Raw genomic sequence first — 26,955 nt, forward strand, 5'->3', positions numbered from 1 at the left:
AGACATGCACCTGCTCGGGCCTGACGAGGTGGACCAGCTCGCCCTGGGCGTGGTCATGCTCGGCAGCGGAGGCGGGGGCGGCGAGCAGGAGACCCACGCGTTCGCCGCGATGCTGCGGCACGAGATGCGGCAGAGCGGCCCGGTCACGGTCCTGGCGCCGGGGGAGGCCGATCCCGGCGGTTACGGCGCACGGGTGGGGCTGCTCGGCGCACCGACCGTGATGATCGAGAAACTGCCCTCCGGCATGGAGGCAGAGGAGGCCCTGAAGGCGTTGCAGGCGCACGACTCCACGCGGGCGACGGCCGTCATCGGGTGGGAGATCGGCGGGTGCAACGGCCTGTTGCCGCTGATCCTGGCCTCGCGGCTGGGCCTGCCCTACGTCGACGTCGACGGCATGGGGAGGGCGTTCCCGCGGATCGACCAGACGACCTACGACGCGGCCGGGCTGCCCACGACGCCGTTGGCCATCACCGAACCCAGCGGCAACCGCGCGGTGCTCGACTCGACCGGCATCGAGAAACTCGCCCGCACGGTCATGGTCGACTTCGGCGGCTGGGCGATGATGGTCGCGAAACCGCTGAAGCTCGCGGACGCGGTCAAAGCGGGCATAACGGGCTCGCTCGCCCGGGCTCTCGAACTCGGCGAGATCTGGTCGCAGCACACGGTTCCCGTCAGCGAACGGGCCAGGCTGTCCGGCGGTTTCCTCGTGGCACGGGGAAAAGTCGTCGAAGTGTGGCGCGAGTCGGTTGGCGACTTCCCCCGCGGAACGGTGGCGTTGCGGCGGCTGGACGCCGACGATGCCTATGTGCGCCTGGAGATGCAGGGGGAGTACCTCATCGCGCTCGCGGACGGCGAGGCGCTCGTGACGACACCCGACCTGCTGTGCTGCCTGGACGCCGAGACCGGCCACCCGCTGTCGGCCGAACGGCTCGGGTTCGGCGCGGTCGTGGACGTGGTAGCGCTCCCATCACCGGCGCCCTGGTTGTGCCGGGAGATGCTCGGCAGGGTCGACCCGAGGGCGTTCGGCTACGACCTCGACTACGTGCCGTTCCGGGGCGCCGAGTGATCGACGACGCGGACTCCCTGACCGTGCGCGATCTCCTGGAGATCGGCGTGCTCGGCGACGCGACCTTGCTGGCGGGCGAACGCGGCATCGGCACCGAGGTCGCGGACGTGCGGCTGGCGGCGGACATCACGGCCGTCGAGGCGTGCTCGGCCGGCGACCTGGTGATCCTGACCGGGCACCAGCCGTACCTCGTGGAGGTGGCGCTGCGCCGGGCCTACAGCGCGGACGTGCGGGCCGTCGTGCTGGTGCGGCCGTCGACCGGCGCGTACCAGGCCCCGTCCACGGCGACGATCTCGTTCGCGAACCGGCTCGGCGTGCCGCTGCTGCAGGCGGGCGCGGACGACCCGCTGCTGGTCGCGGACGCGCTGCGGACGGCGGTGCGGCGGCCGGAGGTCGCGGCGGCCAGGCTGCTCAACGCCGTCACCGCGCGGCTGGGCCGCAGCAGGCCCGATCCGCGTTCGGTGATCACGATCCTGTCCGGCGAGCTGCACGTGACGTGCGCCGTGATCAGCGCGGACGGCACCGCGATCGAGGGCGTCTCCCCGCCGGGACTGCCGCCCGACCTGCTGGCCGGCTCCGTCGCCGCGACCGTCGAGCTCGCGGAGGGCTTCGCCGTGGCCGTGCCGGTGGAGACCGACCGGACCGGGCACGTGCACCTGTGGCTCGTCTCGCACGCGTCGGGCAGCAACAAGCGCTGGGCCGAGACCGTCCTGCAGATCAGCCAGGTCGCCTCGTGGGCGCTGGGCAGCTGGGTCGCCGCCGAACGCCTCGAGACCGAGCGCAGGGCCCGTTCCCGCGGCTCGCTGCTGTCCGAGCTGCTCGCCTGCGGTGACGACGTGCCGCCGCAGCTCGTGCAGCAGGCCGTGCTCGCTGGGTGGCGGCTCGACGGCTGGCACACCGGCGTCTACGCGGTGCCGAGCTCGCCGACGCCCAGCCTGCTCGACACCGCCAACACCGAACGGCTGCGCGTCGAGCTGTCCCGGCGCGGCCTGCACGGCCAGCTGGTCGAGGGCGCGGAGGGCTGGTCGTTCTGGCTCACCAACGACTCGGAGCCGCCGCAGTCGCAGCACCGCGAGCTGACCACGAAGATCGCGCAGGTGCTGGGCGGCTGCCCGCTCGTCGCCGGCATCGGACGGCCGCACCCCGGCGTCTCCGGCGTGGGCAGGACGCTGGCGGAGGCGCGCGAGGCCGCCTCGATGACCGGGTCGGCGAAGGTCGTGCACGTCGACGAACTGGGCGTGCGGCGGTTGCTGTCGATGGCGGCGGAGACCCCGGCGCTGGTCGACCAGGCCGCGCGCCTGCTGGAACCGTTGACAGGCGTGGAGGACGGGCAGCTGCTGCGCACGCTCGCCATCTACCTCGACGAGGAGTCGGTGACGTCGTCGGCGGCAGTGCGGCTCAAGGTCCACCGCAACACCGTGACGCAGCGGATCAACCGGGCCGAGCAGTTGCTCGGGGTCAGTCTGCTGAACCCGGACGAACGGCTGGCGGTGCACCTGGCGTGCAGAGCGGTGCGCGCCTCGGACGAGTGATCAGGTCGGCACGAACGCGGGCAGGACCGCGTCCACCTCGAAGCCGCCGTCGTCGGTCGGTCCCGCGGTGAGGGTGCCGCCGACCATCTCGACCCGGCCGCGCAGGCCGAGCAGTCCGCTGCCGGAGGCGGGGAGCGCGAGGGTGCGGGTGGCCGGCGGCCTGGTGTTGCGGATGACCGCGCGGACGCTGCTCGGTCCACAGTGGATGGTGATCTCGGTGTGGGCGCCGGGAGCGTGCTTGTGCACGTTGGTCAGCGACTCCTGGACGATCCGGTACATCGTGCGGCGCATGGCGGGGGAGATGGTGTCCGCGTCGCCGTGTTCGGTCAGGGTGATCTCCAGGCCGGTGGCGGCGGAGTCGGCGACGAGGCGGGAGAGCCGGTCCGGCAGCACGTCCGGGATGCGCGCGGCACGACCGGAGCGCAGCACGCCGACGAGGTCGCGCAACTCGGCCAGCGCCTGACAGCCCGCGGTGCGCAGTTCCTCGGCGGCCTTGCGCACACCGACCTCCTTCGCCGTCACCCGCAACGCGCCGGCGTGCAGCACCATCAGGTTCAGCCGGTGCGTGACGACGTCGTGCATCTCGGCGGCGAGCCTCGTGCGTTCGTCGGCGCGGGCCCGTTCGGCCAGCAGTTCGAGCTCCCGTTCGGCCAGTGCCTGCCCGAGCCTGCGGCGCGCCCCGGCGTAGAGGCCGGCGAACCCGGCGATCACGATCACGCCGGGACCGGTGAGGCCGGTGCCCGCCCACGCCGCGGCGCCGATCGCCCACGTCACGGGGTGTGTCCACACGAGCCAGCGGTGGCGCGTGGCGTGGGCGGCGACGGAGTACGCGGACGCGATCGAGGCGCAGGTCGGGGTGAGCAGGGCGAGGAGGGCGACCACCAGGCTGGACGCCACGGGATGCGTGCGCCGCCACCACAGCGCGGCCGCCGAGAGCAGGTGGATCGCGAGGTAGACGGCCAGCGGCGCGATCACGAGCCGGGACGGTCCTGGCAGCACGAACTCGCGCGAGACCCCCAGTGCCGCCACGAGCAGCACCAGCGCCAGATCACCTGCCCGTGTCACGCGGCTGACGATACTGGCGCTTTTGTGCCTTGGATCACCTACTGGAGCAGGGGGTTGACCCTACTTTCGCAGGTGGCGGCACCCGACTTTTCCGCCTGCCGGACGTGTGTGTTCGTTGGCTGCACTTATTGCCTGCGGAACAGCGCCGTCCACAGGAAACGTTTGCCGAACAGCGGGGAGTCGGGCGGTTCCTCCGTCATCCGGCGCAGCTCGACCTCGGTGAGGTCCTGGAAGATCCAGCGGAGGTCCTGCGGGGTGTAGCCGACGCCGCCGGACAGGCCGGACTGCCGGTAGAGGTCCGCGTCCGGGGTGGCGGTGCCCTCCTCCGCGGTGAAGCAGGTGAGGGCGAAGTGGCCGCCGGGGACGAGGACGCGGTCGAGCAGCGCCAGGTAACCGATGCGGCGGTGCGGTGGCAGGTGGTGGAAGCAGCCGGAGTCGTAGATCAGGTCGTACGAGCCCTCGGTCGCGAACGCGTCGCCGTGCCGGAACCGGATGTCGAGGCCCTCGGCGCGTTCCGCGGCCCACGTGACCGCGGTGGCCGAGATGTCGACGGCGTCGACCTGGAAACCGTTGCGCGCCAGGAAGATGGCGTTGCGGCCGGGTCCGCAGCCGACGTCGAGCGCGCGGCCCGGCTCGATCAGGCCGCTCCGCACGTGCGCGGCGAGGTTCTCGTCCGGCTTGGCCACGAAGAACGGGATCTCGCGCGAGCGGTCCGCGTAGAAGCCGTCCCACCAGTCGCCCGCGTGCGCGGTCCAGCGGTCTGCCTCCGGCGCGAAAAGACCGTCGAGCAGGGTCATGACGTCGTCGATCGTGCGAACGTTCCGATGCACTCAAACCCCCAGGTAGATGCCCTGTGAGTATATCCTGCTCGCCGTCTCGTACGGTGTATGGCAACATCAGTTAGGTGATCTGCTGACCCCGCTTCCAACGCATCCGTGCCCGATTTCCTTCGGCCGTGTGGGGGTCCCTCGTGTCAGCTCAGTTGACGATCAAGAAAATCACCAGGAACTACGCGTACAAGCGCGTGCTCGAAGACGTCTCCCTGACGGTCCGGCCGGGCGAGAAGCTCGGCGTGGTCGGGGACAACGGCTCCGGCAAGTCGACGCTGCTGCGGCTGATCGCCGGGCAGGACGTGCCCGACGACGGCGAGATCACCGTTGTGGCGCAAGGGGTCGGCTACCTCGGGCAGGTGCTCGGCCTGCCGTTCGAGGCGACGGTCGGGGACGCGATCGACGCCGCCCTCGCCGAGATCCGCTCGCTGGAACGGCGGATCGAGGTCGCGTGCGAGCAGGAGATGCTGACCGAGCTCGGTGAGCTGCTCACGGCGTTCGAGCTGCGCGACGGCTACTCAGCCGACGCGCGGGTGGAGGCCGCGATGTCCGTCCTGGGCATCGGGGACATCGGCCGCGAACGCAGGCTCGGCACGTTGTCCGGCGGGCAGCGGGCCAGGCTCGCGCTCGCCGGTGTGCTGTCGGCCGGGCCGGAGCTGCTGCTGCTCGACGAACCGACCAACCACCTGGACGACGAGGCGCTCGGCTGGCTGGAGAACGAGCTCCGGCGGCACCAGGGGACGCTGGTCGTGGTGACGCACGACCGGCTCCTGCTGGAACGGGTGACCACGGCGATCGTCGAGGTCGAGAACCGGTCGATCACCCGCTACGGCAACGGTTACGCGGGTTACGTCGCCGGGAAGCGGGCGGCGCGGCAGCGGTGGGAGCAGGCCTACGCGGAGTGGGTCGGCGAGATCGGGCACTGGACCGAGTGGCGTGGCACGACGGCGCACCGCGTCGCGCCGGGGCGGCCGATCCCCGACCACAACAAGTGCAAGTACAACGGCGACGGCCGCCGGGTGCAGGCGTCGATCAGGACGCGGGTGCGCAGCGCGTCCGAACGGCTGGAGCGGCTGCGGGCCGATCCGGTGCCGAAGCCGCCGGAACCGTTGCGCCTCAACGTTCCGCGCGGCACGGCGGTGCGTGAAGGTGTGGTGCTCGAACTCCAGGAGGTCAGCGTTGACCAACGGTTGCGCGTCGACGAGCTGAAGGTGATGGCCGGGCAACGGGTGCTGGTGACCGGGCCTAACGGCGCCGGCAAGTCGACGTTGCTCGACGTGCTGGCCGGGGTGCTCGAACCGGATCGCGGCACGGTCGTCCGCACCGGCGTCGTCGGGTACCTGCCGCAGGAAACCGTTGTGCGCGAACCGAAGCAGACCGTCCTGCGGGCGTTCGGCGGCAGTGCGGACGAGCTCGAAGCGCTGGGGTTGTTGCGCAGGGAGGACTTCGCGACGCCGGTGGGTGCCCTGTCGGTCGGGCAACGGCGGCGGCTCGCGCTCGCCCGGCTGCTGCGCGGGGAATCCGACGTGCTGCTGCTGGACGAGTCGACGAACCACCTGTCGCTCGCTCTGGTGGAAGAACTGGAGGCCGCGCTCGCGCACTACCCCGGCGCGGTCGTCGTGGCGTCGCACGACCGTTCGCTGCGGCGGCGGTGGCGAGGAGGAGCAACAGGTTTCCTGTTCACAACCATCGGTGTACAACCGCAGTTGTCAATGTCAGGATGCCGGATGTGGACCTGATGGACATCGACCTCGCGACACTCGCGTACCTCGCGGGCAGCTCCGCCAACGACGCGATCGTCAAGCGGTTGCACGAGCTCGGGCACAAGGGCGTTCGGATGTCGCACGGCTACGTGCTCCAGCACCTCGTCGAGAGCGAGCCGAAGGTGGGGGAGCTGGGCGAGCTGCTCGGCGTGACCCAGCAGTCCGCCTCGAAGCAGTTGCTGGAGCTGGAACGCCTCGGTTACGTCAAGCGCGTGCCCGACCGCGTGGACGGCAGGATCAGGCGCGCCCAGCTGACCCCGCGGGGTCAGCGGCTGGTCGAGGACAGCCGCCGGCTCCGGCGTGAGCTCGGCGTGCACGGCAACGACGAGGTCAAACGCGCGCTGGTCGGGCTCCTCGTCTCGACCGGCGGCGCGGAGAAGGTGCTGAAGCTGCAGGTCGTTCCGGACGCCTAGTCGGCTCAGGTACGGCGAATCGTCCTCGGCGAAGGCGCAGGTGCGGCACTGCGCCGGACAGGCCTGCACCCGTTCGGCTGACAGGCGTACCCCGGTCCGCCAGATGTCGTTGACGAGTACATGACCTGTGACAACGAAGTCCCGGTCCCCGAAGCCCGGGTCCCCGTTCGCCGGCGGCAGTTCCTCACGTTCCTGGTCGCCGCGCCGGTGCTCACCGTCGCGGTTCCCGGTACGGCCGAGGCCGTCATCCCGACACTGCCGCAACCGGCCGAGATCCTCGATCTCGGCGACATCCTGATTCTGGCCGGCACTCCGACGGCGGGCGCGCTCGCCGTGCTCAGCGTCGGCGAGGACGGCGTCGTCACCCTCGAACTGCCGCGCGCCGAGGTCGGTCAGGGCATCACCACCGCCTGCGCGATGCTCGTCGCGGAGGAGCTCGACCTGCCGTTGGCCGACGTGCGCGTCACGCTCGCCGACGCACGGCCCGAGCTGCTGATGAACCAGCTCACGGGCGGTTCGAACACGATGCGGTCGGTGTACGGCCCGGTCCGTCAGGCGGCGGCGGCCGCACGGGCCAGGCTGCTCGCGGCGGCGGCGAAGCAGCACGGCGTCGCGGTCGACCGGCTGTCCACAAGAGACGGCGCGGTGATCCTGCCGGACGGACGTCCGATCGTCTACGGGCTGCTGACGTCGGCCGCGGCGCAGTTGACCGGAGTGTTCGCGGCACAACCGAAACCGGCCTCGGAACACCGGCTGATCGGCACGCCGCAGTCGCGCATCGACGCCCGCGCGATGGTCACCGGCCAGTTCCGGTACACGCTCGACCAGGACGTGCCGGGCGCCATGCCCACGGTCGTGCGCCGGCCCCCGACGATCAACGGGTCGGTGAAGTCGGTCGACTCCACGGCGGCGAAGGCCATGCCGGGTGTGCTCGCGATCGGGGTCGTGCCCACGGGCGTCGCGGTGGTCGCCGAGACGTTCGGACAGGCCATGGCCGCCCGTGACGCGCTGAAGGTCACCTGGAACCCCGGCACGATCGACGCGTTGTCGGACAAGGAGATCCGCGCGAAGCTGCGGGCGGCCACGCTGCCGTTCGTGGTGCCGCCACTGCTGACGCAGCACGTGGACATGGAGTTCGACTTCGCGTTCGTCAGCCATGCTCCGATGGAGACGAACTCGGCGATCGCGGACGTCCGGGACGACAGGGCGGAGATCTGGGCCGGCCTGAAGTCGCCGATCGTGGCGCGGCAGACCATCGCCGCCGCCATCGGACTGCCCGAGTCCGCGGTGACCGTGCACGTCATGCAGGGCGGCGGCTCGTTCGGGCGCAGGCTGTTCTTCGACGCCGCGATCGAGGCCGCGCAGATCTCGAAGGCCCTGCGGCGCCCGGTGAAGCTCATGTGGGACCGCAAGGACGACATGCGCCACGGCCGGGCCCGCGCCGCCAGCCACCACAAGCTGCGGGCGACGTTCGCACTCGGCAACGTGCTGACGTTCGAGCACCGGGTGGCCTCGGTCGAGACCGACTTCCGGCACGGCCTGGGCGAGATCCTCACCGCCACCGCCGCGTCGCTGCCGGTCGCGGGCAACCTGTCGTTCGCGCAGACGGTGTTTCTCACGACCTGCAAGGTGCCCTACAACTTCGGCGTGGTGACCTCGCTGCTCAACGAGGTGCCGCTGCGCATGCACACCGGCTCGTGGCGGTCGGTCTACTCGGCCAACACCCGTGGTGCGGAAGAGGTCCTGGTCGACCAGCTCGCGAAGAAGATGGGCAAGGACCCAGTCGCGTTCCGCCGCGAGTACCTCAAGACCGCCCGCCAGCGCGCCGTGCTGAACAAGGCCGTGGCCGAGGGCGAGTGGGGCCGCGCGATGCCCAAGGGGTTCGCGCAGGGCGTCGCGTTCCACGACGAGTACAAGTCGTGCACGGCCTGCCTGGTCGAGATCGACGCCCGCGACCCGCAGAACCCGCGCGTGGTCAAGGCCGTGATCGCGGTCGACGTCGGCCGCCCGATCAACCCGCGCGGGCTCGAGGCGCAGATGCTCGGCGGCCTGACCGACGCCATCTCCACGACGTTGCGCGCCGGTCTGCACATCGACAAGGGCCTGCCGCTGGAGGGTTCGTTCTCGCAGTTCCACTACGCGCGTCAGAAGGACGTGCCGCGGGACGTGCGGATCTTCGTGATGCCGGCGACCGGCGAACCGGGTGGCGCGGGCGAGCTCGGCGTGCCGGCGGCGGTCGGTGCGATCGCCAACGCCTACGCGCGGGCGACCGGCGTGGTGCCGAGCAGTTTCCCGATCATCTTCCCGGTCGACTTCGAGCCGTTCCCGCGCTGAAGGAGCGTCCCCTGTGCCTACCTACACCATGATCGTCAACGGGAAGCCGGTCTCCGTCGAGGCCCCCGCCGACATGGCACTGCTCTGGGTGCTGCGCGACAAGCTCGGTGTGCGCGGCCCGAAGTTCGGCTGCGGCATCGGCGTCTGCCGCGCCTGCACGTCCCATCTGAACGGTGCGGAGATCCAGCCCTGCGTGACGCCGGTGGCCGAGTGCGCCGGGCAGTCGGTGACCACGATCGAGGGGCTGGCGTCCGGTGACGACCTGCACCCGGTCCAGGAGGCGTGGCTGGAGCAGGACGTCGCGCAGTGCGGCTACTGCCAGCCGGGCCAGATCATGGCCGCGGCGGCGTTGCTCCGGACGAAGAAGGAGATTTCGGACGAGGACATCGACCGGATCGCGAACGTCTGCCGGTGTGGCACCTACTTCCGCATCCGGCAGGCCATAAAGTCGGCGGCGGCGAAGATGTAGTTGGAGCCGGGCCCCGCCGGCGCAGGAGGATCCCGTGCTGGCGCTGTCCGTGTTGCTGCTGGTCGCCGTGCTGGTGTGCGCGGTCGTCCGGCCGTGGGGCTGGCCGGAGGCCGCGGTGGCGGTGCCGGCGGCGGTGCTCGTCGTGCTGGCCGGCGCGTTGCCGTTCGAGCACGTGGTGGACGAGGCGGAGCGGCTGGGGCCCGTGATCGGGTTCCTGGCCGCGATCCTCGTGCTCGCGCAGCTCTGCGACGACGACGGGCTCTTCCAGGCCTGCGGTCACTGGATGGCGCGGGCGTCCGGCGGCAGACCTCGCACGTTGCTGGGCGGTGTGTTCGTCACGGCCTCGGTGACGACCGCTGTGCTGAGTCTGGATGCGACGGTCGTGCTGCTGACGCCGGTGGTGTTCGCGACGGCCGCACAGCTCGGCGTCCGGCCGAAGCCGCACGTCTACGCGTGCACACATCTGTCCAACAGCGCCTCGCTGCTGCTGCCGGTGTCGAACCTGACGAACCTGCTCGCGTTCGCGTCGAGCGGGCTGAGCTTCACGCGGTTCGCGGCGCTGATGGCGTTGCCGTGGGTGGTGGCGATCGTGGCCGAGTACGTGGTGTTCCGGCGGTTCTTCCGCACCGACCTCGACGCGCCCGCGCACGCGCCCGTGGTGCAGGCGCCGCAGGAGCTGCCGGTGTTCGCGCTGGCCACGGTCGGGTTGACGCTGCTCGGCTTCGTGGTCGCGTCGGCCACCGGGATCGACCCGGCGTGGGCGGCCTGTGCGGGTGCGCTCGCCATGGCCGTGCGTGCGCTCGTGCGGCGGCGGACCTCGGTGGTCAAGATCGTGCGGGCGGTCTCGCTGCCGTTCCTCGCGTTCGTGCTCGGCCTCGGGATCGTGGTGCGGGCGGTGGTCGACAACGGCCTCGACGACCTGCTGCGCAACGTCATCCCCGGCGGCACCAGCCTGCTCGCGTTGCTCGGCGTGGCCGCGGTCGCCGCCGTGCTCGCCAACGTCATCAACAACCTGCCGGCGGTGCTCGTGCTGCTGCCGCTGGTCGCGCCGATGGGGCCGGGTGTGGTGCTGGCGGTCCTGCTGGGTGTGAACCTCGGCCCGAACCTCACCTACGCCGGGTCGCTCGCGACGTTGCTGTGGCGGCGGATCGTGCACGACCACGACACCGAGGTGAACCTGCCGGAGTTCACGAAGCTCGGCCTGCTCGCCGTGCCTGCCACCCTGATCGGCGCCGTCGTGGCACTGTGGGCGTCCCTGCGGCTGATCGGAGGATGACCATGACGGTGGTCGTGTGGATCGCCGACGACACCTGGCAGGACTGCGTCGACGCGGCTCGCGCCTACTCCGGCGACTTCCTGTTGCTGCACGTCAGCGACCACGACGTGCCAGGAGCGGCGCACGGGGCGTTCGCCGGGCTGTTCGGCCGCGGGCATCCCGCGCGCGACCCCGGCAAGCGCTTGGACGACCTCGCCGCGGGCCATGCCGCGCAGCTCCTGGACGCGGCCGCGGAACGCTTGGGCCTTCCGTGTGCGAAGGAGGCCCGTGCCGGGCGCGTCGAGCACGAAGTCGTTGCCGCTGCCCGGGAAGCGTCACTGCTGGTCCTCTGCCGCGACGGCGACGTCAGCCACGCCGGCCCGCGCAGCCTCGGGTCGGCGACCCGGTTCGTCGTCGACCACGCGCCCTGTCCGGTGCTGCTCGTCTGGCCGTCGTAACTGCGTTCCCGCAAACTTGCGTGCACGCACTTTTCTCTTCTAGTCTCGGTGGCATGCGCGCCAAAGGCATCGCGTACGACACCGGTTTCGTGCGCCACGGAGAGATCTCGCTGGAGAAGTTCGACCTGGACGCGGTCAGGCGGGACCTGACCGTCATCAGGGACGACCTGCACTGCAACGCCGTCCACCTCGTCGGCGGTGATCCGGAACGGCTCGAACGGGCCGCGGAGATCGCCGCCGGACTGGGGCTGGAGATCTGGTTCTCGCCGTACCCGCTGGAACTGACGCCCGCGGCGATCCTGGACCTGTTCGCCGACTGCGCCCGGCGGGCCGAGCGGATCCGGGCCGCGGCCGAGGTGGTGTTCGTGACGGGCGTCGAGCTCAGCATCATGAACTCGGGCTTCATGCCGGGCGACGACGTGCTGCAGCGCCTGACCCGGCTCCTGGGGCAGCCGCAACGGATGCAGGAGGCGTCGGCGAAGCTCAACGAGTTCCTAGCCGAGGCGGTCGCGGTGGTGCGGGAGCACTTCGGGGGCAGGCTCACCTACGCCTGCATCCCGTTCGAGAACCCCGACTGGGACCTGTTCGACATCAAGTCGTTCGAGCTGATCCGGTCCGCCGAGGTCGCCGACGTGTACGCCGCGAGCATCAGGAACGTGGTGGCACAGGGGAAGCCGGTCGCCATCACGGGCTTCGGCACGGCGGCCTGGCACGGTTCGGGGGCCGTGGCGCCGCGCAGCATGGAGATCGTGGAGCACGACGAGGCCGGGCTGCCGGCGCGGGTGAAGGACGGGTACGTCCGCGACGAGGCCGAGCAGGCCACGTACCTGCGCGAGGTGCTGGAGACCTTCGAGGCCGAGGGGGTCGACGGCGCGTTCGTCTACCTGTTCGCGCTCAACAACTACGTGCACCGGCCGGACGACCCGGGCCGCGACCTCGACATGGCCGGTCCCGGCATCGTGAAGGTCTACGAGGACGGCACCTGGGAGCCCAAGGCCGCGTTCGGCGCCGTTGCCGAGGTCTACGCCCGGACATAACCGCTTGGCGTGCCGGGGGAAGGCGGTCAGACTCGGGGGCATCATGAGCAGCAGGTTGCGCGCGATCGCCCACGAGACCGTCGAGATCTCCGAGCGGGGCTCCTACTCCACGGACGCGGGCGAGGTCTCGATCGCCGTCGCGCCCGCGGTCGAGGGAACCCGGCTCCACCTGCCGGACGAGGTGCTGTCGTTGCCCTCGGAGACCTCCGGCGTCCGGGTCGAGGTCACCAACGAGTCCACTTTGGACGCCGCTCGCCGGCTCGGCGGTGACGTCGCGGGCCTGGTCTTCGCCTCGGCCCGCAAGCCCGGCGGCGGGTTCCTGAACGGCCGCGAGGCGCAGGAGGAGAGCATCGCCCGTGCGTCGGCGCTCTACCCGTGCCTGCGCGCCGCCGGCGACTTCTACGTCCACCACCGCGAGCACGACGACCTGACCTACAGCGACCGCGTGATCTACTCGCCGCGCGTCCCGGTGTTCCGCGACGACGAGGGGAACCTGCTGCCTCGACCGTGCGAGGTCTCGTTCCTCACGGCCGCGGCGCCCAACCTCACGGCGATCCTGCAGAACCAGCCCGGCCGGGCCGACGGCGTCCCGCTCGCGTTGCTGCGGCGGACCATCCGCGTGCTGCACGTGGCCGCGTCGCACGGGCACCGCCGGCTCGTGCTGGGCGCCTGGGGCTGCGGTGTCTTCGGCAACGACCCCGCCACCGTCGCGAAGATCTTCGCGCTCGCGTTGCGGGACAACCGCTTCTTCGACCACGTCGTCTTCGCGGTGCTGGACGGGCAGGCGGGCGCGCCGACGCTGACCGCGTTCGCCGACGTGTTCACCTCACCTCGCTGAACCCCTCCGGGATCTGGGTCCTGAGCCGCGCGAGGTTCTCCGGTGTCGGCGGCAGTCACGTCACGTCGAACGCCGTCGCTCCGTCCTGCTCCCACCGCCAGCGCATCGGCAGGTGCGTGGAGGCGTCCACCCACATCTGAGTGGCGGGGTCCGGCTTCCGGCCGGCGACGGTCAGTCGCACGGTCTCCTTGCCGTTGATCACCTCGCCTGGCCCTGCCACGACGATGCGACCCCCCACGATCGCCTTCTGGATCTTCTCCGGCGTCCACACCTCCTCGTCCGGCGACTCACCCGGCAGAGAGCGGAACGTCCGGTTCCGGTGATCGGTGAAGACGTTGCCGGCGGCCGAACGGCTCAGGTCCACGACCGTCCTGCCGTCGACGGAGACCCGGAACCGGAACGCGCTGCCGTCCGCCGCGTGCCAGCGTTCGGCCAGCCCCGCTGACCCGGGTCGAGGTACTTGTCGCCCACCACCACGGCCTGTTCGTGGATCACCATGCCCCGGACGCCGTCGAGCGCGGCGCTCGTGAGCTCCAGCGCGGCGTTCACCGGCGCGGGCCGGGTAGCGGCGGGGATCAGCACGACGGCGGCGACCGCCGCGGCGACCTCGGCGCGCAGCACCGCGCGCACGTCGTCGAGCAGTTCGTTGTCAGACACCATGGACGTTCTCCGTGATCTGTTCCCCGAGCAGTTCTCGCAGCCGTGCGACGGCCCGGCTCGTGTGTGCTTTGACGGTTCCTTCGGAGGTGCGCAGCGCGTCCGCCGTCTCCGCCACGGACATCCCGGCGAAGTGCCGCAGCACCACCGCTTCCCGCTGTCTCCTGGGCAGCTCGGCCAAGACCCTGCGCAGCGCGTCGCGGTCGACCACGGTGTCGGCGGGATCGCGGCCGGACGTCACGTGGTGGGCGTTGGTTGCACGTCCAGGTAGACGAAGATCCGCGAACCTCGGATGACATGAGGCTGAAACCGGCTCCGACCTGCGGTGAGCCAGAGTGATGCCAAACTGAGCCAGAATTGCTTGCCGGTGGTGCCACCGTGTGCCATAGTGGTGCCATGGATCTGACCCCGTATGTGGCTTCCCTCGGCCGCGAGCTGCTGACCGCCGTCGAAACAGGCGGCGACGAAGCGAGTGCGCTGGTCGAGCGGTTGACCGTGACGATGGAGTCGGCGATCCGGCTGGCGCTGCTGGAGGCGCTGTCCGCCGCCGCCGACGAGATCACTGCGGACCTGGCACCGGACTCAGTGCAGGTGCTGCTGCGGGGCCGTGACCCCAAGTTCGTCGTGACGCGCCGGGCGCCCGAACAGCCGGCCGCCGCCGCACCGGAGCCCACCGCCGCGCCCGCCGAGGACGTGGCGGCCGGTTTCGACGACGGCACCACCGTGCGCATCAACGTCCGGCTGCCCGAACCGCTCAAGGCCGCGATCGACGAGGCCGCGGCCAAGGAGGGCCGTTCGGTCAACGCGTGGCTGGTGCGTGCCGCGTCGGCCCAGCTGAGCCCGAAGCGGGACGCCGTCACCGAAGCGCTGACCGGCGGGCTGCCCGCCTCCCAGCGTTTCGTCGGCTGGGTCCGCTAGCTCTCCAGCCTTCTTCACTTCGCCCCGACCTGCGGGGATGTTCCACCGACACCTTCTGAGGGGACAGCCATGCCTTCTTACGAAACGCCAGAACCGATTTCCGTACTGCTCGACGTCTACGCGGGCTACGTCCAGATCACCGCGACCGACCGCACCGACACGTTCGTCGACGTGCGGCCCTCCGACCCGTCCGACTCCTCGGACGTCGAGGCGGCGCAGAAGACCCGCGTCGACTACTCCGACGGCACGCTGATGGTGCGGGGGCCGAAGCGGACGTTCGACTTCTCCAAGAAGACCAGGTCGGTCGACGTCGTGATCGAGCTGCCGACCGGGTCCAAAGTGGACGCCGACGTGACGGCGGGCAGCGTCCGCACCTCCGGCGTGCTCGGCGTGACCGAGGTCGACATGTCCGCGGGCAACATCCACACCGACCGGACAGGGGCGCTCAAGGCCGACACCGGCGCCGGAGTGGTCAACGTCGGCGTGGTCACGGGCAACGCCGACGTCAGGACCGGCAGCGGGCACATCCGCATCGGCACGGTCCGCGGCTCGCTGGTCGCCAAGAACTCCAACGGCCACATCGACGCCGGCACGGTCGAGGGCGAGCTGAAGGCGCGTTCCGCCAACGGCGACATCACCGTCGAACGTGTCGCCGGGCCGGCGGAGGCCAGGACCGCGATGGGGTCCATCAACATCGGCGAGGTCGTCCGCGACACCGTCACGCTCAACACCGCGATGGGCGGCATCGAGATCGGGATCGCCCAGGGCACTGCCGCGTGGATCGACGCCAAGACCGCGTTCGGCCGCGTCACCAACACGCTCGAGGGCAGCGACGGCCCCGGCAACTCCGCGGCGACCGTCAAGGTCACCGCCCACACGTCCTTCGGCGACATCACCGTCCGCCGTTCCTGAGGGGGAATCCATGTACGCGATCCAGGCGACCGGCCTGCGCCGGTCCTACGGCGACACCGAGGTGCTGAAGGGTGTCGACCTGAACGTCCAGCGCGGCACCGTCTTCTCGTTGCTCGGCGCGAACGGCGCCGGCAAGACCACCACCGTCAAGATCCTCTCCACGCTGATCGCCGCGCACGGCGGCAGCGCGTCCGTCGCGGGGCACGACGTGGCGGACGACCCGGACGCCGTCCGCGCCGCGATCGGTGTCACCGGCCAGTTCTCCGCCGTCGACAACCTGATGTCGGGCCGCGAGAACCTGAAGCTGATGGCCGACCTGCACCACCTCGGCAAGGCCGAGGGCAAGCGCAAGGCCGAGCAGCTGCTGGAGCAGTTCGACCTGGTCGAGGCGGCCGACAAGTCCGCGTCCACCTACTCCGGCGGCATGCGGCGCCGGCTCGACCTCGCGATGACGCTGGTCGGGTCGCCGCAGGTGATCTTCCTGGACGAGCCGACCACCGGCCTCGACCCGCGCAGCCGCCGCACCATGTGGCAGATCGTGCGGGAGCTGGTGGCGAGCGGCGTCACGATCTTCCTGACGACCCAGTACCTCGAGGAGGCCGACGAGCTCGCCGACCGGATCGCGGTGCTGGACCAAGGGAAGATCGTTGCCGAGGGGACCGCGGACGAGCTCAAGCGCCGCATCCCCGGCGGTCACGTGCTCCTGCAGTTCACCGAGCTGCGCGACCTGGAGGCCGCCACGCGGATCATCGGCCAGGCCTCGCGCGACGGCGACGCGCTCGCGTTGCGGATCCCGAGCGACGGCAGCGTCCGCTCGCTCAAGTCGATGCTCGACCGGCTCGACGAGAACGCGGTCGCCGTCGAGTCGCTCAGCACCCACACGCCCGACCTCGACGACGTCTTCCTCGCCCTCACCGGCAAGCCGGAAGCGGCGGCCCAGAAGAAAGTGACGCTGCCATGAGCTACGTCCTGACCGACTCGGCGACGATGGTCCGCCGCAACCTCCGGCGGATGATCCGCTACCCGTCCCTGACGTTCCAGCTCCTGATCATGCCGGTCGTCTTCCTGCTGCTGTTCGTCTACGTCTTCGGCGGCACGCTCGGTGCCGGGCTCGGCGGCCCGTCCGGCGGGCGCGCGGAGTACCTGAGCTACGTGACGCCGACGATCATCCTGATGTCGATCACGGCCGCGGTGCAGGGCACGAGCATCTCGATCGCGATGGACATGACCGAGGGCATCGTGGACCGCTTCCGCACCATGGCGATCGCCCGCGTGTCCGTCCTGACAGGACACGTGATCGGCAGCCTCGTGCAGACGCTGCTCGCGATGACGTTCGTCTTCGGTGTCGCGGTCGCGATCGGGTTCCGGCCGCAGGCGAGCGCTCTCGGCTGGCTCGCGCTGGCCGGCCTGCTGATCGCCATGTCGTTCGCGATGATCTGGTTGTCCGCCGCGCTGGGCCTCGCCAGCAAGTCCGTCGAGTCGTCGAGCAACGTCGGCCTGCCGCTGATCCTGCTCCCGTTCTTCGGCAACGGTTTCGTGCCCACCGACTCGATGCCGACCGTGTTGCGCTGGTTCGCCGAGTACCAGCCGTTCACCCCGTTCATCGACGCCCTGCGCGGTCTGCTGGGCGGTACGCCGATCGGCAACAGCGGCTACATCGCCTTCGCCTGGTGCGCCGTCATCGGACTCGGCGGCTACCTCTGGTCCAAGAAGCTCTTCAACCGCGAATCCACCCGCTGAAGGGGACATCGATCATGTTGCACGGCCTTCCCACGGACCGCGACGTCACCCCGTTCGTCCCGCCCAGCCAGGTCTCCCTGGTGCGCGCGAGCCGCCCGGTCAGCCCGATGCTCTTCCCCGACGGCCACGAGGGCTGGTTCATCACCGGCTACGAGGCCGTCCGGCAGGCCCTGGCGGACGTCAGGTTCAGCAACCGCCAGGACCTCGGCATCATCCACGTGCCGTTCCCGACGCCCGGCATGCCCGAGCAGACGGAGCCGTCCCCGCAGACGCCCGGCCTGTTCCTCAGCATGGACCCGCCGGACCACACCCGGTTGCGCCGCAAGCTCACCGGCGCGTTCACCGTCAAGCGGATGAAGGCTCTCGAAGAGGGCATCGTCGAGATCACCGAACGGCAGCTGGACGAGCTGGCGCGGCTCACCGGGACGGTCGACCTCGTCAAGGAGTTCGCGCTTCCGGTGCCCTCACTGGTGATCTGCGAGATCCTCGGCGTTCCCTACGCGGACCGCGACACGTTCCAGACGAACTCGTCCAAGTTCATGGAACGGGAGGTGAACCTCGAGGACAAGATGGCCGCGTACATGGCCATGAACACGTACCTGGCCGAACTGGTCATCGGCAAGCGCGCAGAACCGGCCGACGACCTGCTGTCCGATCTCGCACGGGACGAGGACCTCAGCATCGAGGAACTCTGCGGCATGGCGTTCCTGTTGCTGCTCGCGGGCCACGAGACGACCGCGAACATGCTGGCGCTGGGCACTTTCGCGTTGCTGGAGCACCCGGACCAGCTCGCCGCGCTGCGGGAGGACCCGGCGCTGATCCCCGACGCCGTCGAGGAGCTGCTGCGCTACCTGGCCGTCGCCGACGTCTTCTTCCGGTACGCCGCCGAGGACATCGAGTTCTTCGGGGAGACGATCCCCCAGGGCTCGTCGGTCATCCTGTCGCTGCTGGCGGGAAACCACGACCCGGAGCGTTACGAGCACGCCGACCAGCTCGACGTGCACCGCAACGCCCGCGGCCACCTGGCGTTCGGGCACGGCATCCACCAGTGCCTCGGCCAGCAGCTGGCCCGCATCGAGATGCGCGCCGGGTTCGAGGGGCTGCTGCGCCGCTTCCCCGGTCTCCAGCTCGCGGTTCCTGCCCGCGAGGTGAAGCTCAGGACCGACATGAACATCTACGGGGTCCACGCCCTGCCGGTCACCCTGGCGTAGTACCCGTCAGACGGTGAAGCCACCGTCTGCGTTGATGCTGGCACCGGTGACGTACGCACCGGCCTCGCCGGCCAGGGCCGCGACGAGCTCGGCGATCTCCGCCGGCTTTCCGTAGCGTCCCAACGCGGTCAGTCCGCGAATCGTGTCCGACATCGGCCCGTCGGCCGGGTTCATGTCGGTGTCCGTGGGTCCGGGGTTCACCACGTTCGCCGTGATGCCCAGCGGTCCCAGCTCGCGAGCGAGTCCCTTCGTCATTCCGATCAGCGCGGTCTTGCTGGCCGAGTACAGGGCGAAACCGGGGAACGGCGCGTACACCGCGACGTTGCTGCCGATGCTGATGATCCGCCCGCCGTCGTGCATGTGCCGTGCCGCCGCACGTGCCGCGAGGAACGGCGCGCGCACGTTCACGGCCATCGTGTGGTCGAACTCTTCACGGCCGAGCTTCTCCAGCGGTCCCACCTGGAAGACCGCGGCGTTGTTGACGAGGACGTCGAACCGTCCGAAGTGGACGGCGGTCTCCTCGACCGCCGCCACGACGGCGTCCGGATCAGCGCTGTCCGCTTGGATGGCGAAACCGTTGTCCGGCTTGGTGTTCTGGTACGTGACCGCGACCTGTGCGCCGAGCGCGGTGAGCTTCCCGGCGATCGCGGCCCCGATGCCGCGGCTCCCGCCGGTGACGAGAGCCGCTTTCCCTGCAAGTGATCCCATGCCCCCAGACTCCTGGAATCGGCTCCAGGAGTCTGGCGGGAATCAGACCGTCAGTTGGCGCCCCGGACGTACGCCCACGCGGTGCGGTTGAGGGTGTCCTCGATCCCGGTGAAGCCCTCGTTGGGGTTGAGGACGTCCTCGTGGAAGTCGACGTCGACGTCGTCCGGGGTGCCGCCGATGCCGTCCGGGCCCACGCCGAACATGCCCTTCGGGTTGCCGCCCTGGTCCATGATGGTGTCGAGCGCGTTGAACTGGTCCTGGTGCCAGCTGCCCGACATGTGACCGGCCTCGTGCGCGGTGATGTTGCCGATCGCCCTGCCGATGAACGCGAGCTTGTCGCTGGCCGGGGTGATGTACCCGTTGAGCGAGGTGCGCGTCTGGGCGGCGGGTGCGCTGAGTACGTCGAGCAGCACCAGCGCGGTCTCCTCCTTGGCGAAGTTGCCCGCGTCGATCGACTGCGCGATGCCGACGGTCGGGATGCCGGACTCGGCGATCGAGCCGCCGACGACGACCCTGCTGACGTTCGGCCGGCCCCACGGGTCGGCGTGGTCGCGGCTGTTCAGGATCCGCACGGCGAACCGCTTGTTGGTGCCCTTGGCGGCCAGGTCCTTCTCGATGTTCTCGCGCACGGTCGCGACCACGCCGTCGATCACGGCGTTCTCGTCGGCGGCGGTGAGGCCCCAGCCGGGCAGGAACCTCCGCATCGGCGAGAGGTCCCGGTTGCCGGCGGGGTCGGCGCCGAAGATCCTGGTGTTGACCCGTGCGCCGTCGAAGTCGAGGAACAGCGTCAGCACGTCGGGCCGCGGGTTGAGCTCGGAGCCAGGACGGTAGGCCTCGACCGTGACGTCGTAGCGCCCGTCACCGTTCTCCACGCCGACCGTGTAGCGGCCGTTCTCGGGTGCCACGAAGTCCGCGACGGCGTTGCCACCGGCGGGCAGCGGGGTGTTCTCCGCGAAGATGAAGCTGAAGTCCTGCGACGAACCGAAGACCTCGCGTCCGGCCGGGTCGTGCACGACGACCCTGGTCGCCTTGCCCGCCGCCGACGCGCCGAGCACGTCACCCGCCTTGAGATCGACGGAGAAGTAGTCCCTGTCCGCCTGGCCGCCGCCGGAGGAGACGGTCAGGTCGTACGCGCCCTCGGTGAGGACCCGCTTGCCGGTGCCCGGCTTCATCGGGTCGGCCGGGATTCCGCCCGGTCCCGCCGCCGCGACCATGACGTACAGGTCCTGCCCGGCGGACACGGGGATCCGCAGCCTGCTGTCCGTGGTGCCCGCGAGGTTGTCGTGCTGGTCCAGCAACGCGCCGGTCGCGTCGAACACGGCGAGCATCGTGTCCAGGTCGCCGGACGGGGTGTCCGTCTCGACGACGACGATCCGGTTCTGGGTGCCGCCGGAGAGCTTGTAGAAGTCGTGGTCACCGCTGCCGTCGCCGCTGCTGCCGTACGGGCCGTCCCCGATCGTCCCGCTGGTCCGCAGGGACGCCGGTGCGCCGAGGTCGCTCGCGAGCGGGACGGCGTCGTTGGTCTCGGCGAACGGCGGCACCACGGGAGTCGTGGGATCACCCGCGAGGTCACCGGTCAGCGCGAGCTTCGGGTTCTTGCCCCGGCCTGTGCCGAAACCGGCCACGTGCTCGGCGCTGGCGGGCGTGTCGTTCGCGCCCTGCCCGGTTTCCTTCTCGGCGTACGTCAACGGCCGGCCGGCGCTCTTCGCCGCCATCCGCGACTGCTTGCGGGACTCCCGGTTGCGGTGCACCGCGGCCCAGTCGATCTGCGCCTCCGCCGGCAGGAACGCCAGCATCGGTTCGGGCTGGCTGAGCCTCGGCGCGGGCTCGGCCGCCGACTGCCCGCCGGCGACCAGAGCCAGTGCCACACCTGCCGTGAGCACGCCGAACAGCTGTTTGCGCATAGAAGTTCCCCCAGTTCGGTCCTGAACCGAGGAAACCAGCGCCCTTGCACTCAGACGGGCGTTTCGGCCTGTCCTTGTCCACTTTCGGACATTCAGACCGCGGCTTTGACCCGCAACGGTGCCGCGACCTCGTGCAGGTGCTCCAGCACGTAGCCGTACGAGCGGAAGAGACCGCACTGGGCATAGGAGATGCCGCGCTGCTCGCAGAACTTGTGCACGATCACCTGCGCGTGCCGCAGCGCGGGCCGGGGCATGCTCGGGAACAGGTGGTGCTCGATCTGGTAGTTCAGGCCGCCGAGCAGGATGTCGGTGAACCAGCCGCCGCGGATGTTGCGCGAGGTGAGCACCTGCTTGCGCAGGAAGTCGAGCGAGTGCCCTGCCGAGAGCACCGGCATGCCCTTGTGGTTGGGGGCGAAGGAACAACCCATGTAGAAGCCCCACAACGCCTGGTGCACGAGGATGAACGCGATGGCGTACACGGGCGAGAGCACCCAGAACACGACCCCGAGGTACACCACGACGTTCGCGATCATCACGAACCGCTCGCGGCCCGAGTACCGGATCGAGTGCCAGTGCAGCGCGAAGCCTTCGAGCAGCAGCAACGGGAAGAACAACACCGCCTGGTGCGAGGCGATCCACCGCAACGCCCCGCGCTTGCCCTCGCCCTGCCGCTGCGTGAACGCGAGCACCGTGATGTCGACGTCCGGGTCCTCGTCCTCGTGGTTCGGGTTGGCGTGGTGGCGGTTGTGCTTGCCGACCCACCAGTCGTAGCTGACGCCGACCAGTCCGCTGTGGACGTAGCCGGTGATCGCGTTCCACCTCTTCGTGGCGAAGATCTGCTTGTGGCCCGCGTCGTGCCCGATGAACGCGAGCTGCGTGGTCATCGCGGCCAGCACGACCGCGACAGCGAGCTGCCACCAGGAGTCGCCGAGCAGTGCGAACGTCAACCACGCCGCCGCGTAGACGGCGAGGTTCACGCCCATTCGAGCGAAGTAGTAACCACGCCGCCGAGCGAGCAGGCCAGCCTGCTTGATCTCGGCGGCCAAGTGGGCGAAGTCGCTCGCCTGCCGGAGTGCCATTTGCGCAGAATGCCGGATGGGGGCGACGAAGTCATGCACGGCCGATGAAGTCGTTACAAACCGCGTGAGTCGGTCCCGCACCGACACGATCAGGTGATCATGATCATCATCTCCGGCGAGCCGCTGGCCCCCGCCCCGGCCGCTGAGGTCCAGTGCTGCGCAATCGGGCCCGCCGTGGACGCGGGCCGATCCGGAGAGAGGACCAGTAGGCGTGGTCGACCACACAACCGTGCTCATCGCGGGCGCGGGGCCGGCAGGGCTCGTGTTAGGCAACTTGTTGCGTGCGGCGGGGATCGGCACCCTCATCGTCGAGCGGGCGAGCCGTGAGCAGGTGCAGACCAGGGCCAGAGCGGGCTTCCTGGGGCCGAACAGCGCCAGGATCCTCGTCCAGCACGGGCTCTCCGCCGGAATGCTCCACAAAGGACGGTCGCACGGCGTCTGCGCTTTCCGGGGCGAGGACGGGGAGTTCGAGCTGGACTACTCCTCGCTCGGCCAGGGCGAGGTGCACACCGTCTACCCGCAGCAGGACCTCGTCACGGACCTGATCGCCGAATACCTGGACCGCGGCGGCGAGATCCGCTTCGGTGCCACCGTCACCGGCGTCGATTCCGGCACCGCGACGATCCGTTACCGCGACGAGCAGGGCGAAGGTGTTGCCACCGGCCGGTTCCTCGCGGGGTGCGACGGCAGCAACGGTGCCACCCGCCAGGCGATCCCGGCGGGCTTAGGCCGGCGCCACACCCAGGACCACGGCGTCAGCTGGCTCGCGGTGCTCGTCGAAGCGCCGCAGAGCATGGCCGCGGTCACCTACGCGATCCACGACGACGGCTTCGCGGGCCACATGGCGCGCAGCCCCGAGGTGACGCGGTACTACCTCCAGGTTCCTCCCGGCGACGACCCGGGGTCCTGGACGGACGAACGGATCTGGGCCGCGCTCGGCACCCGGATGCGCACCGACGAGTTCGGCCAGCTCAAACAGGGCCCCGTCGTCGAACGGCGGATCGTCCGGCTGCGATCCGAGGTCGTCGACCCGATCCAGCACGACAGGCTGTTCCTCGTCGGTGACGCGGCCAGCCTGATCAGTCCCTCCGCCGCGAAGGGCGCCAACCTCGCGATCATGGAGGCCGAGGTGCTGGCCTCCGCCCTGATCTCCGCACTGCACGGCGACGACGAACGGCCGCTGGCCGCCTACTCGCGCACCTGCCTGCCCCGCGTCTGGCGGGCGCAGGAGTTCTCGCGCTGGATGATCGATCTTCTGCACACCCAGGACGACGACTTCCACCGCGCTCTCCGTCGCGCCCGGCTGCACAGCCTGCGCGACTGCCGCGCCCACCAGAACTTCTTCGCCGAGCACTACGTCGGCATCTGAGCCTCAGGAACCGTCACCATGATCTCGACCAGCACACCCGTCATCGCCGCGGCCGACCTCGACCGGCTGACCGCCACGATGGCCCTCCTCGGCGCGCACGACACGCATTCGGCCCTCGCCGCCGCGGTGCCGTCGCTGCCCGCAGACCAGCGCGCCGCCGTCACGCGGCACGCCACCCTCGACCACGCCGCGTTGCTCATCTTCCCGGAAACCCTTGCGGGACTTGCGGACGAGCTCGCGCGGCACGGCATCGAGGTCGGCACGATGACCCCGAGCGTCGTCGTCCGCGAACGGCTCAGCGCCCGCTACTCCGTGCCCGTCGCGGACCTGAAGGTCGGCATCCTGCGCGCACCCGTCTCCGACCGCAACGGCTGGCCGTGCGAACTGGAGATCTTCGTGATGGTGACGCCGCCGGAGCTGGCGCACATCGCGGAGGACGAACGCCGCCACGAACACGAGAACCACGTCGGGCTGGCCGTGCGCCGGCCGGATCCCGTGCTGCTGCGCGGACTCCGGACGATGATCGCCGGAGTCATGCGGCCGGACGGCGGTGGTTACAACGGCTACGAGAACAACTCGGTCCTCTACTTCCGCGACGCGCACTGCGCCGATCCCGCGTTCCGCCGCCTCGAACTGATCGCCGCGGGCCGGTTCCCGCAGTTGCAGGCCACCCACCAGCGGGAGTCCTGTGCCGGCACGGAGTTGCTGCGCCTGCTGACCGGAGCCTGGGCGACGCAGGCGATCGCGACCGCGGCCGAACTCCGGCTGCTCGACCACCTCGTGACGATCCCCGACCTGCCCGGTCTGGCGTCGGCCACCGGCACCGAACCCCAAAGCCTGGCAAGGCTTCTGCGCTACCTCACCTCGCTCGGTGTCGTGCACATGTCCGGTGAGCGGCACAGCCTCACCGACCTCGGCGAGCTGCTGCGGTCGGACCTGGCGGGCTCGATGCGCCCGCTCGCGCTGATGTACGGCGGCCCGTTCTACCGGTCGTTCGCCGAGCTGACCGAGGCTGTGCGCAGCGGTGAGGAGTCGTACGCGAAGGCCTTCGGCGCCCACCACTTCGCCCACATGGCGACGGATCCGGCGCTGGCGGAGCTGTTCCACGGGTCCATGGCGGCGAGCAACGCCATGTTCACCGGCGTCACCAAGGTCGTCGGTTTCCCCGGGACCGGCACCGTCGTCGACGTGGCCGGCGGCAACGGCGAGCTGCTGTCCCGAGTCCTGCACGCCAACCCGGCGTTGCACGGCGTTCTGCTGGATCTCCCGAACGCCCTCGCAGCGGCCGAACCGCGTCTCGCCGACCTCGCGGACCGCGTCACCCTCGTCCCCGGCGACTTCACCCGCGCCGTTCCCGGCATTGGCGACGTCTACCTGCTGTCGCGCGTGCTGCACGACTGGGACGACGAGCAGTGCCGCACGATCCTGGCCACGTGCGCGCGGAACATGCCCGCACACGCCGAACTGCTGGTGATCGAACGGCTGCTGCCCGAGGCGGGGGAGGTGGACTCGCTCGCGATCCCCTGGGACATCCACATGTTGTGCAACACCGGCGGCCGCGAGCGCACCGAGTCGCACTACCGCGCGTTGCTCGCCGAGGCCGGGTTCGACCTCGTCGAGACGCAGGCCCTGCCGCTGGACGCGCACGTGATGCGCGCCCGGCTGCGTTAGTTCACCAGCTCACGAGGCAGAAGGGGTGGCCGGCGGGATCCGCGTACACGTGGAACCGCTCGCCACCGCCTTCGAGCCTGCGCGCACCGAGGGCGAGGACCTTCCCGCCCGCCGACGCGAGGTCGTCCACCCGCACGTCGAAGTGCATGTGGGCGGTCTCGTCCGGCCACTTCGGCGGCTGCCGGCCTTCGACCCGCGCGAACGCCACACCGGGCCGGTCCGGGGCGTCACCGATGACGACGAACGCGCCGTCGTCCTGCACCCGGACCATCCCGAGCAGCTTCTCGTAGAACTCCGCGAGGCCCTGCGGATCAGGGCAGTCGATCACCAGGCCGTGCCAACGTCCGATCATGCGCGGGATGCTGGCACGGATCGAGGTCAGGGACCGCCCTGGTTCACGCGAGCGGCATCTCCATCACGGGCGGGAGCGTCGTCGGCTGCTCCGAACCTCCCTCCGGCTCGACGGTGAGCGCGAACCGCTGCGCGCCGGTCAGTCCGGAGACCACGAGCGGCGAAGTCAGCGACTTGAGCACTCCCGCCGAGCGCGGGCCGTTGTCGCCGATCGTCCAGGCCTGGTAGACCTTGCCCTGGCCGGGGTCCGGCAGGTCCCTGGCGAGGAACAGCGCCTCGTCGCGGCTGGCCGAGATCACGGCGGTGCCGGTCGCCCCGTTCGGCGCGGTGCCGCTGATCAGCCTGGCGTCCGGTGTGGACAGCAGGTCGGAGAAGCGGGTGTACTCGCTGGAGAGCTGCGCCAGCTGCCGGTCCTGGTCGGACGACCCCGTGTACTGCACCGTCACGAAGACGGCGGCGACCAGGCAGGCGGCCGCGACCAGTGCGCCGGCCCAGCGCGCGCGGCGCGGGTTCGGCACACGTTCCGCGTGGGGAGAGATCTGCCGTGTCTCGGCCGCCGCGGCGAGCACGCGGGCACGCAGCTGCGGTGGCGGCGCGGTCTCCACCGCGACACCCAGGCGCGCCGCCGTGGCCGCGAGCTCGGCGACCTCGACCGCGCAGCTCTCGCAGCGGGTCAGGTGCGCCTCGAAGGCGGCCCGTTCGAGGTCGGACAGCGCGTTCACGGCGTAGGCGCCGGTGAGCGTGTGCAGATCAGCGGATGTGGTCCTCATCCGGTCACCCCCATGCAGTCCCGCAGTCGGATCAGGCCGTCGCGCATCCTGGTCTTGACCGTGCCGAGCGGGATGCTCAGCAGGCTCGCGACCTCCGGGTACGAGTAGCCCTGGTAGTAGGCGAGCAGCACGGACTCGCGCTGCAGCTCGGTCAGGAAGCTCAGGCACCTGCGCACCTGGCGTTGCTCGATCCGGCCGTCGACCTGTTCGCTCACCTCGTCGAACGGCCTGGCGGGGTCGAGCCGGGCGGCGCGGTCCTCGCGGTGCGTCGCGGCCTGGGCGGACCGGACGCGGTCGACGGCACGGCGGTGCGTCAGTGTGAGGATCCAGGTGTTCGCGCTGCCGCGATCGGGGTCGAACCTGGTCGCGGTCCGCCACACCTCGAGCATCACCTCCTGGAACACCTCCTCCGACTGCGCCTGGTCCCGCACGACCCGCCTGATCAGCCCGAACACCGAGCCGGACACGGCGTCGTAGAGCCGTTCGAACGCGGCCTCGTCGCCTCGTGCGACCAGCGCGAGCAGGTCGTCGGCGGTCGGGCCGACGTCACGAGGGGTGCTCGGCAGGCTTTGCAGCGCCCGCTCACGCTCAGGCATCCCGGGTCC

At 70.5% G+C, this 26,955-nt stretch carries 28 protein-coding genes; 17 read left to right on the forward strand and 11 right to left on the reverse strand.

Going from position 1 to position 26,955, the window contains the following annotated elements; all coding sequences use genetic code 11:
• The first annotated feature begins 4 nt into the window (after positions 1-4).
• Together ACSHWB_RS21470 and ACSHWB_RS21475 are read left to right on the forward strand one after the other, a co-directional pair.
• On the forward strand, positions 5-1,066 hold the full coding sequence (locus tag ACSHWB_RS21470; protein WP_439663781.1) for a DUF917 domain-containing protein: 1,062 nt from the start codon (positions 5-7) through the stop codon (positions 1,064-1,066).
• The gene (locus ACSHWB_RS21475) at positions 1,063-2,598 is read left to right on the forward strand and encodes a helix-turn-helix domain-containing protein (RefSeq protein WP_439663782.1); all 1,536 of its coding nucleotides are present in this window, start codon (positions 1,063-1,065) and stop codon (positions 2,596-2,598) included. Before ACSHWB_RS21470 ends, ACSHWB_RS21475 begins: the two co-directional genes overlap by 4 nt.
• Here ACSHWB_RS21475 and ACSHWB_RS21480 read toward each other — a convergent pair whose 3' ends face one another.
• A complete protein-coding gene (locus ACSHWB_RS21480) occupies positions 2,599-3,663 on the reverse strand; it encodes a sensor histidine kinase (protein WP_439663783.1) in 1,065 nt (354 codons plus the stop codon).
• A 125-nt stretch (positions 3,664-3,788) separates the two neighbouring features.
• Entirely contained in the window at positions 3,789-4,493 is a 705-nt protein-coding gene (locus tag ACSHWB_RS21485) for a class I SAM-dependent methyltransferase (RefSeq protein WP_439663784.1), read from the reverse strand.
• A gap of 140 nt (positions 4,494-4,633) precedes the next feature.
• Here ACSHWB_RS21485 and ACSHWB_RS21490 point away from each other — a divergent pair, with 140 nt between their 5' ends.
• The 8 genes from ACSHWB_RS21490 (at position 4,634) to ACSHWB_RS21525 (ending at position 13,060) form a co-directional block, all read left to right on the forward strand.
• Positions 4,634-6,232, forward strand: a complete 1,599-nt coding sequence (locus ACSHWB_RS21490; protein ID WP_439663785.1) for an ABC-F family ATP-binding cassette domain-containing protein — start codon at positions 4,634-4,636, stop codon at positions 6,230-6,232.
• Positions 6,214-6,669 (forward strand): MarR family winged helix-turn-helix transcriptional regulator, encoded by a 456-nt coding sequence (locus ACSHWB_RS21495; RefSeq protein ID WP_439663786.1) that lies wholly within the window; start codon positions 6,214-6,216, stop codon positions 6,667-6,669. Before ACSHWB_RS21490 ends, ACSHWB_RS21495 begins: the two co-directional genes overlap by 19 nt.
• A gap of 120 nt (positions 6,670-6,789) precedes the next feature.
• Positions 6,790-9,003: a molybdopterin cofactor-binding domain-containing protein gene (locus ACSHWB_RS21500; RefSeq protein ID WP_439663787.1), complete on the forward strand. Its 2,214-nt coding sequence runs from the start codon at positions 6,790-6,792 to the stop codon at positions 9,001-9,003.
• A gap of 13 nt (positions 9,004-9,016) precedes the next feature.
• Positions 9,017-9,472: a (2Fe-2S)-binding protein gene (locus ACSHWB_RS21505; RefSeq protein WP_439663788.1), complete on the forward strand. Its 456-nt coding sequence runs from the start codon at positions 9,017-9,019 to the stop codon at positions 9,470-9,472.
• A gap of 34 nt (positions 9,473-9,506) precedes the next feature.
• Positions 9,507-10,748 (forward strand): SLC13 family permease, encoded by a 1,242-nt coding sequence (locus tag ACSHWB_RS21510; RefSeq protein ID WP_439663789.1) that lies wholly within the window; start codon positions 9,507-9,509, stop codon positions 10,746-10,748.
• A 2-nt stretch (positions 10,749-10,750) separates the two neighbouring features.
• On the forward strand, positions 10,751-11,185 hold the full coding sequence (locus ACSHWB_RS21515) for a universal stress protein (protein WP_439663790.1): 435 nt from the start codon (positions 10,751-10,753) through the stop codon (positions 11,183-11,185).
• 53 nt (positions 11,186-11,238) lie between these two features.
• Positions 11,239-12,222, forward strand: coding sequence for a hypothetical protein (locus ACSHWB_RS21520; protein ID WP_439663791.1), 984 nt, complete (start codon positions 11,239-11,241; stop codon positions 12,220-12,222).
• 43 nt (positions 12,223-12,265) lie between these two features.
• Positions 12,266-13,060: a TIGR02452 family protein gene (locus ACSHWB_RS21525; protein WP_439663792.1), complete on the forward strand. Its 795-nt coding sequence runs from the start codon at positions 12,266-12,268 to the stop codon at positions 13,058-13,060.
• Between the two features lie 55 nt (positions 13,061-13,115).
• On the opposite strand, the gene ACSHWB_RS21530 is transcribed toward ACSHWB_RS21525, so the two are convergent.
• Genes ACSHWB_RS21530 through ACSHWB_RS21540 form a run of 3 tightly spaced genes read right to left on the reverse strand, consistent with a single transcriptional unit; the run spans position 13,116 to position 13,958 of the window.
• A complete protein-coding gene (locus tag ACSHWB_RS21530) occupies positions 13,116-13,424 on the reverse strand; it encodes a hypothetical protein (RefSeq protein ID WP_439663793.1) in 309 nt (102 codons plus the stop codon).
• Positions 13,415-13,720: a hypothetical protein gene (locus tag ACSHWB_RS21535; protein WP_439663794.1), complete on the reverse strand. Its 306-nt coding sequence runs from the start codon at positions 13,718-13,720 to the stop codon at positions 13,415-13,417. The genes ACSHWB_RS21530 and ACSHWB_RS21535 overlap by 10 nt, the downstream gene beginning before the upstream one ends.
• On the reverse strand, positions 13,710-13,958 hold the full coding sequence (locus ACSHWB_RS21540) for a sigma-70 family RNA polymerase sigma factor (RefSeq protein WP_439663795.1): 249 nt from the start codon (positions 13,956-13,958) through the stop codon (positions 13,710-13,712). The genes ACSHWB_RS21535 and ACSHWB_RS21540 overlap by 11 nt, the downstream gene beginning before the upstream one ends.
• A gap of 155 nt (positions 13,959-14,113) precedes the next feature.
• On the opposite strand from ACSHWB_RS21540, the gene ACSHWB_RS21545 reads away from it, so the two are divergent.
• The 5 genes from ACSHWB_RS21545 (at position 14,114) to ACSHWB_RS21565 (ending at position 18,498) form a co-directional block, all read left to right on the forward strand.
• On the forward strand, positions 14,114-14,635 hold the full coding sequence (locus tag ACSHWB_RS21545; RefSeq protein ID WP_439663796.1) for a ribbon-helix-helix protein, CopG family: 522 nt from the start codon (positions 14,114-14,116) through the stop codon (positions 14,633-14,635).
• Between the two features lie 69 nt (positions 14,636-14,704).
• Positions 14,705-15,547, forward strand: coding sequence for a DUF4097 family beta strand repeat-containing protein (locus ACSHWB_RS21550; RefSeq protein ID WP_439663797.1), 843 nt, complete (start codon positions 14,705-14,707; stop codon positions 15,545-15,547).
• Between the two features lie 10 nt (positions 15,548-15,557).
• On the forward strand, positions 15,558-16,508 hold the full coding sequence (locus tag ACSHWB_RS21555; RefSeq protein WP_439663798.1) for an ATP-binding cassette domain-containing protein: 951 nt from the start codon (positions 15,558-15,560) through the stop codon (positions 16,506-16,508).
• Positions 16,505-17,287 carry an ABC transporter permease gene (locus ACSHWB_RS21560; RefSeq protein ID WP_439663799.1) on the forward strand — a complete coding sequence of 261 codons (783 nt, stop codon included), beginning with the start codon at positions 16,505-16,507 and terminating at the stop codon, positions 17,285-17,287. The genes ACSHWB_RS21555 and ACSHWB_RS21560 overlap by 4 nt, the downstream gene beginning before the upstream one ends.
• Positions 17,288-17,301: 14 nt before the next feature.
• Complete coding sequence (locus ACSHWB_RS21565; RefSeq protein WP_439663800.1) at positions 17,302-18,498, forward strand: cytochrome P450; 1,197 nt, start codon at positions 17,302-17,304, stop codon at positions 18,496-18,498.
• A gap of 6 nt (positions 18,499-18,504) precedes the next feature.
• Here the strand turns inward: ACSHWB_RS21565 and ACSHWB_RS21570 are convergent, their stop codons facing one another.
• The 3 genes from ACSHWB_RS21570 to ACSHWB_RS21580 form a co-directional block, all read right to left on the reverse strand.
• A complete protein-coding gene (locus ACSHWB_RS21570; RefSeq protein ID WP_439663801.1) occupies positions 18,505-19,206 on the reverse strand; it encodes an SDR family oxidoreductase in 702 nt (233 codons plus the stop codon).
• 50 nt (positions 19,207-19,256) lie between these two features.
• Positions 19,257-21,110 (reverse strand): hypothetical protein, encoded by a 1,854-nt coding sequence (locus ACSHWB_RS21575; protein ID WP_439663802.1) that lies wholly within the window; start codon positions 21,108-21,110, stop codon positions 19,257-19,259.
• A 92-nt stretch (positions 21,111-21,202) separates the two neighbouring features.
• Complete coding sequence (locus tag ACSHWB_RS21580; protein ID WP_439663803.1) at positions 21,203-22,189, reverse strand: fatty acid desaturase family protein; 987 nt, start codon at positions 22,187-22,189, stop codon at positions 21,203-21,205.
• 211 nt (positions 22,190-22,400) lie between these two features.
• Between ACSHWB_RS21580 and ACSHWB_RS21585 the strand changes: the two genes are divergently transcribed.
• Entirely contained in the window at positions 22,401-23,558 is a 1,158-nt protein-coding gene (locus tag ACSHWB_RS21585; protein WP_439663804.1) for a 4-hydroxybenzoate 3-monooxygenase, read from the forward strand.
• 18 nt (positions 23,559-23,576) lie between these two features.
• Positions 23,577-25,229 (forward strand): methyltransferase, encoded by a 1,653-nt coding sequence (locus ACSHWB_RS21590; RefSeq protein WP_439663805.1) that lies wholly within the window; start codon positions 23,577-23,579, stop codon positions 25,227-25,229.
• Between the two features lies 1 nt (position 25,230).
• Here the strand turns inward: ACSHWB_RS21590 and ACSHWB_RS21595 are convergent, their stop codons facing one another.
• The 3 genes from ACSHWB_RS21595 to ACSHWB_RS21605 are packed head-to-tail and all read right to left on the reverse strand — an operon-like array spanning position 25,231 to position 26,946.
• Positions 25,231-25,581 carry a VOC family protein gene (locus tag ACSHWB_RS21595; RefSeq protein ID WP_439663806.1) on the reverse strand — a complete coding sequence of 117 codons (351 nt, stop codon included), beginning with the start codon at positions 25,579-25,581 and terminating at the stop codon, positions 25,231-25,233.
• A 43-nt stretch (positions 25,582-25,624) separates the two neighbouring features.
• Positions 25,625-26,350, reverse strand: a complete 726-nt coding sequence (locus ACSHWB_RS21600; protein ID WP_439663807.1) for an anti-sigma factor — start codon at positions 26,348-26,350, stop codon at positions 25,625-25,627.
• The gene (locus tag ACSHWB_RS21605) at positions 26,347-26,946 is read right to left on the reverse strand and encodes a sigma-70 family RNA polymerase sigma factor (RefSeq protein WP_439663808.1); all 600 of its coding nucleotides are present in this window, start codon (positions 26,944-26,946) and stop codon (positions 26,347-26,349) included. The genes ACSHWB_RS21600 and ACSHWB_RS21605 overlap by 4 nt, the downstream gene beginning before the upstream one ends.
• Positions 26,947-26,955 lie beyond the last annotated feature (9 nt).

Source organism: Lentzea sp. HUAS TT2, from assembly GCF_051853195.1.
Taxonomy (GTDB): domain Bacteria; phylum Actinomycetota; class Actinomycetes; order Mycobacteriales; family Pseudonocardiaceae; genus Lentzea.

Bases quoted from the DNA above. Each gene is read 5' to 3' on its own strand.
- ACSHWB_RS21470 (WP_439663781.1), top strand. From the start codon at position 5: ATGCACCTGCTCGGGCCTGACGAGGTGGACCAGCTCGCCCTGGGCGTG.
- ACSHWB_RS21495 (WP_439663786.1), top strand. From the start codon at position 6,214: ATGCCGGATGTGGACCTGATGGACATCGACCTCGCGACACTCGCGTAC.
- ACSHWB_RS21500 (WP_439663787.1), top strand. From the start codon at position 6,790: ATGACCTGTGACAACGAAGTCCCGGTCCCCGAAGCCCGGGTCCCCGTT.
- ACSHWB_RS21515 (WP_439663790.1), top strand. From the start codon at position 10,751: ATGACGGTGGTCGTGTGGATCGCCGACGACACCTGGCAGGACTGCGTC.
- ACSHWB_RS21520 (WP_439663791.1), top strand. From the start codon at position 11,239: ATGCGCGCCAAAGGCATCGCGTACGACACCGGTTTCGTGCGCCACGGA.
- ACSHWB_RS21525 (WP_439663792.1), top strand. From the start codon at position 12,266: ATGAGCAGCAGGTTGCGCGCGATCGCCCACGAGACCGTCGAGATCTCC.
- ACSHWB_RS21535 (WP_439663794.1), bottom strand. From the start codon at position 13,720: ATGGTGTCTGACAACGAACTGCTCGACGACGTGCGCGCGGTGCTGCGC.
- ACSHWB_RS21545 (WP_439663796.1), top strand. From the start codon at position 14,114: ATGGATCTGACCCCGTATGTGGCTTCCCTCGGCCGCGAGCTGCTGACC.
- ACSHWB_RS21550 (WP_439663797.1), top strand. From the start codon at position 14,705: ATGCCTTCTTACGAAACGCCAGAACCGATTTCCGTACTGCTCGACGTC.
- ACSHWB_RS21555 (WP_439663798.1), top strand. From the start codon at position 15,558: ATGTACGCGATCCAGGCGACCGGCCTGCGCCGGTCCTACGGCGACACC.
- ACSHWB_RS21560 (WP_439663799.1), top strand. From the start codon at position 16,505: ATGAGCTACGTCCTGACCGACTCGGCGACGATGGTCCGCCGCAACCTC.
- ACSHWB_RS21565 (WP_439663800.1), top strand. From the start codon at position 17,302: ATGTTGCACGGCCTTCCCACGGACCGCGACGTCACCCCGTTCGTCCCG.
- ACSHWB_RS21570 (WP_439663801.1), bottom strand. From the start codon at position 19,206: ATGGGATCACTTGCAGGGAAAGCGGCTCTCGTCACCGGCGGGAGCCGC.
- ACSHWB_RS21575 (WP_439663802.1), bottom strand. From the start codon at position 21,110: ATGCGCAAACAGCTGTTCGGCGTGCTCACGGCAGGTGTGGCACTGGCT.
- ACSHWB_RS21580 (WP_439663803.1), bottom strand. From the start codon at position 22,189: ATGGCACTCCGGCAGGCGAGCGACTTCGCCCACTTGGCCGCCGAGATC.
- ACSHWB_RS21590 (WP_439663805.1), top strand. From the start codon at position 23,577: ATGATCTCGACCAGCACACCCGTCATCGCCGCGGCCGACCTCGACCGG.
- ACSHWB_RS21595 (WP_439663806.1), bottom strand. From the start codon at position 25,581: ATGATCGGACGTTGGCACGGCCTGGTGATCGACTGCCCTGATCCGCAG.
- ACSHWB_RS21600 (WP_439663807.1), bottom strand. From the start codon at position 26,350: ATGAGGACCACATCCGCTGATCTGCACACGCTCACCGGCGCCTACGCC.
- ACSHWB_RS21605 (WP_439663808.1), bottom strand. From the start codon at position 26,946: ATGCCTGAGCGTGAGCGGGCGCTGCAAAGCCTGCCGAGCACCCCTCGT.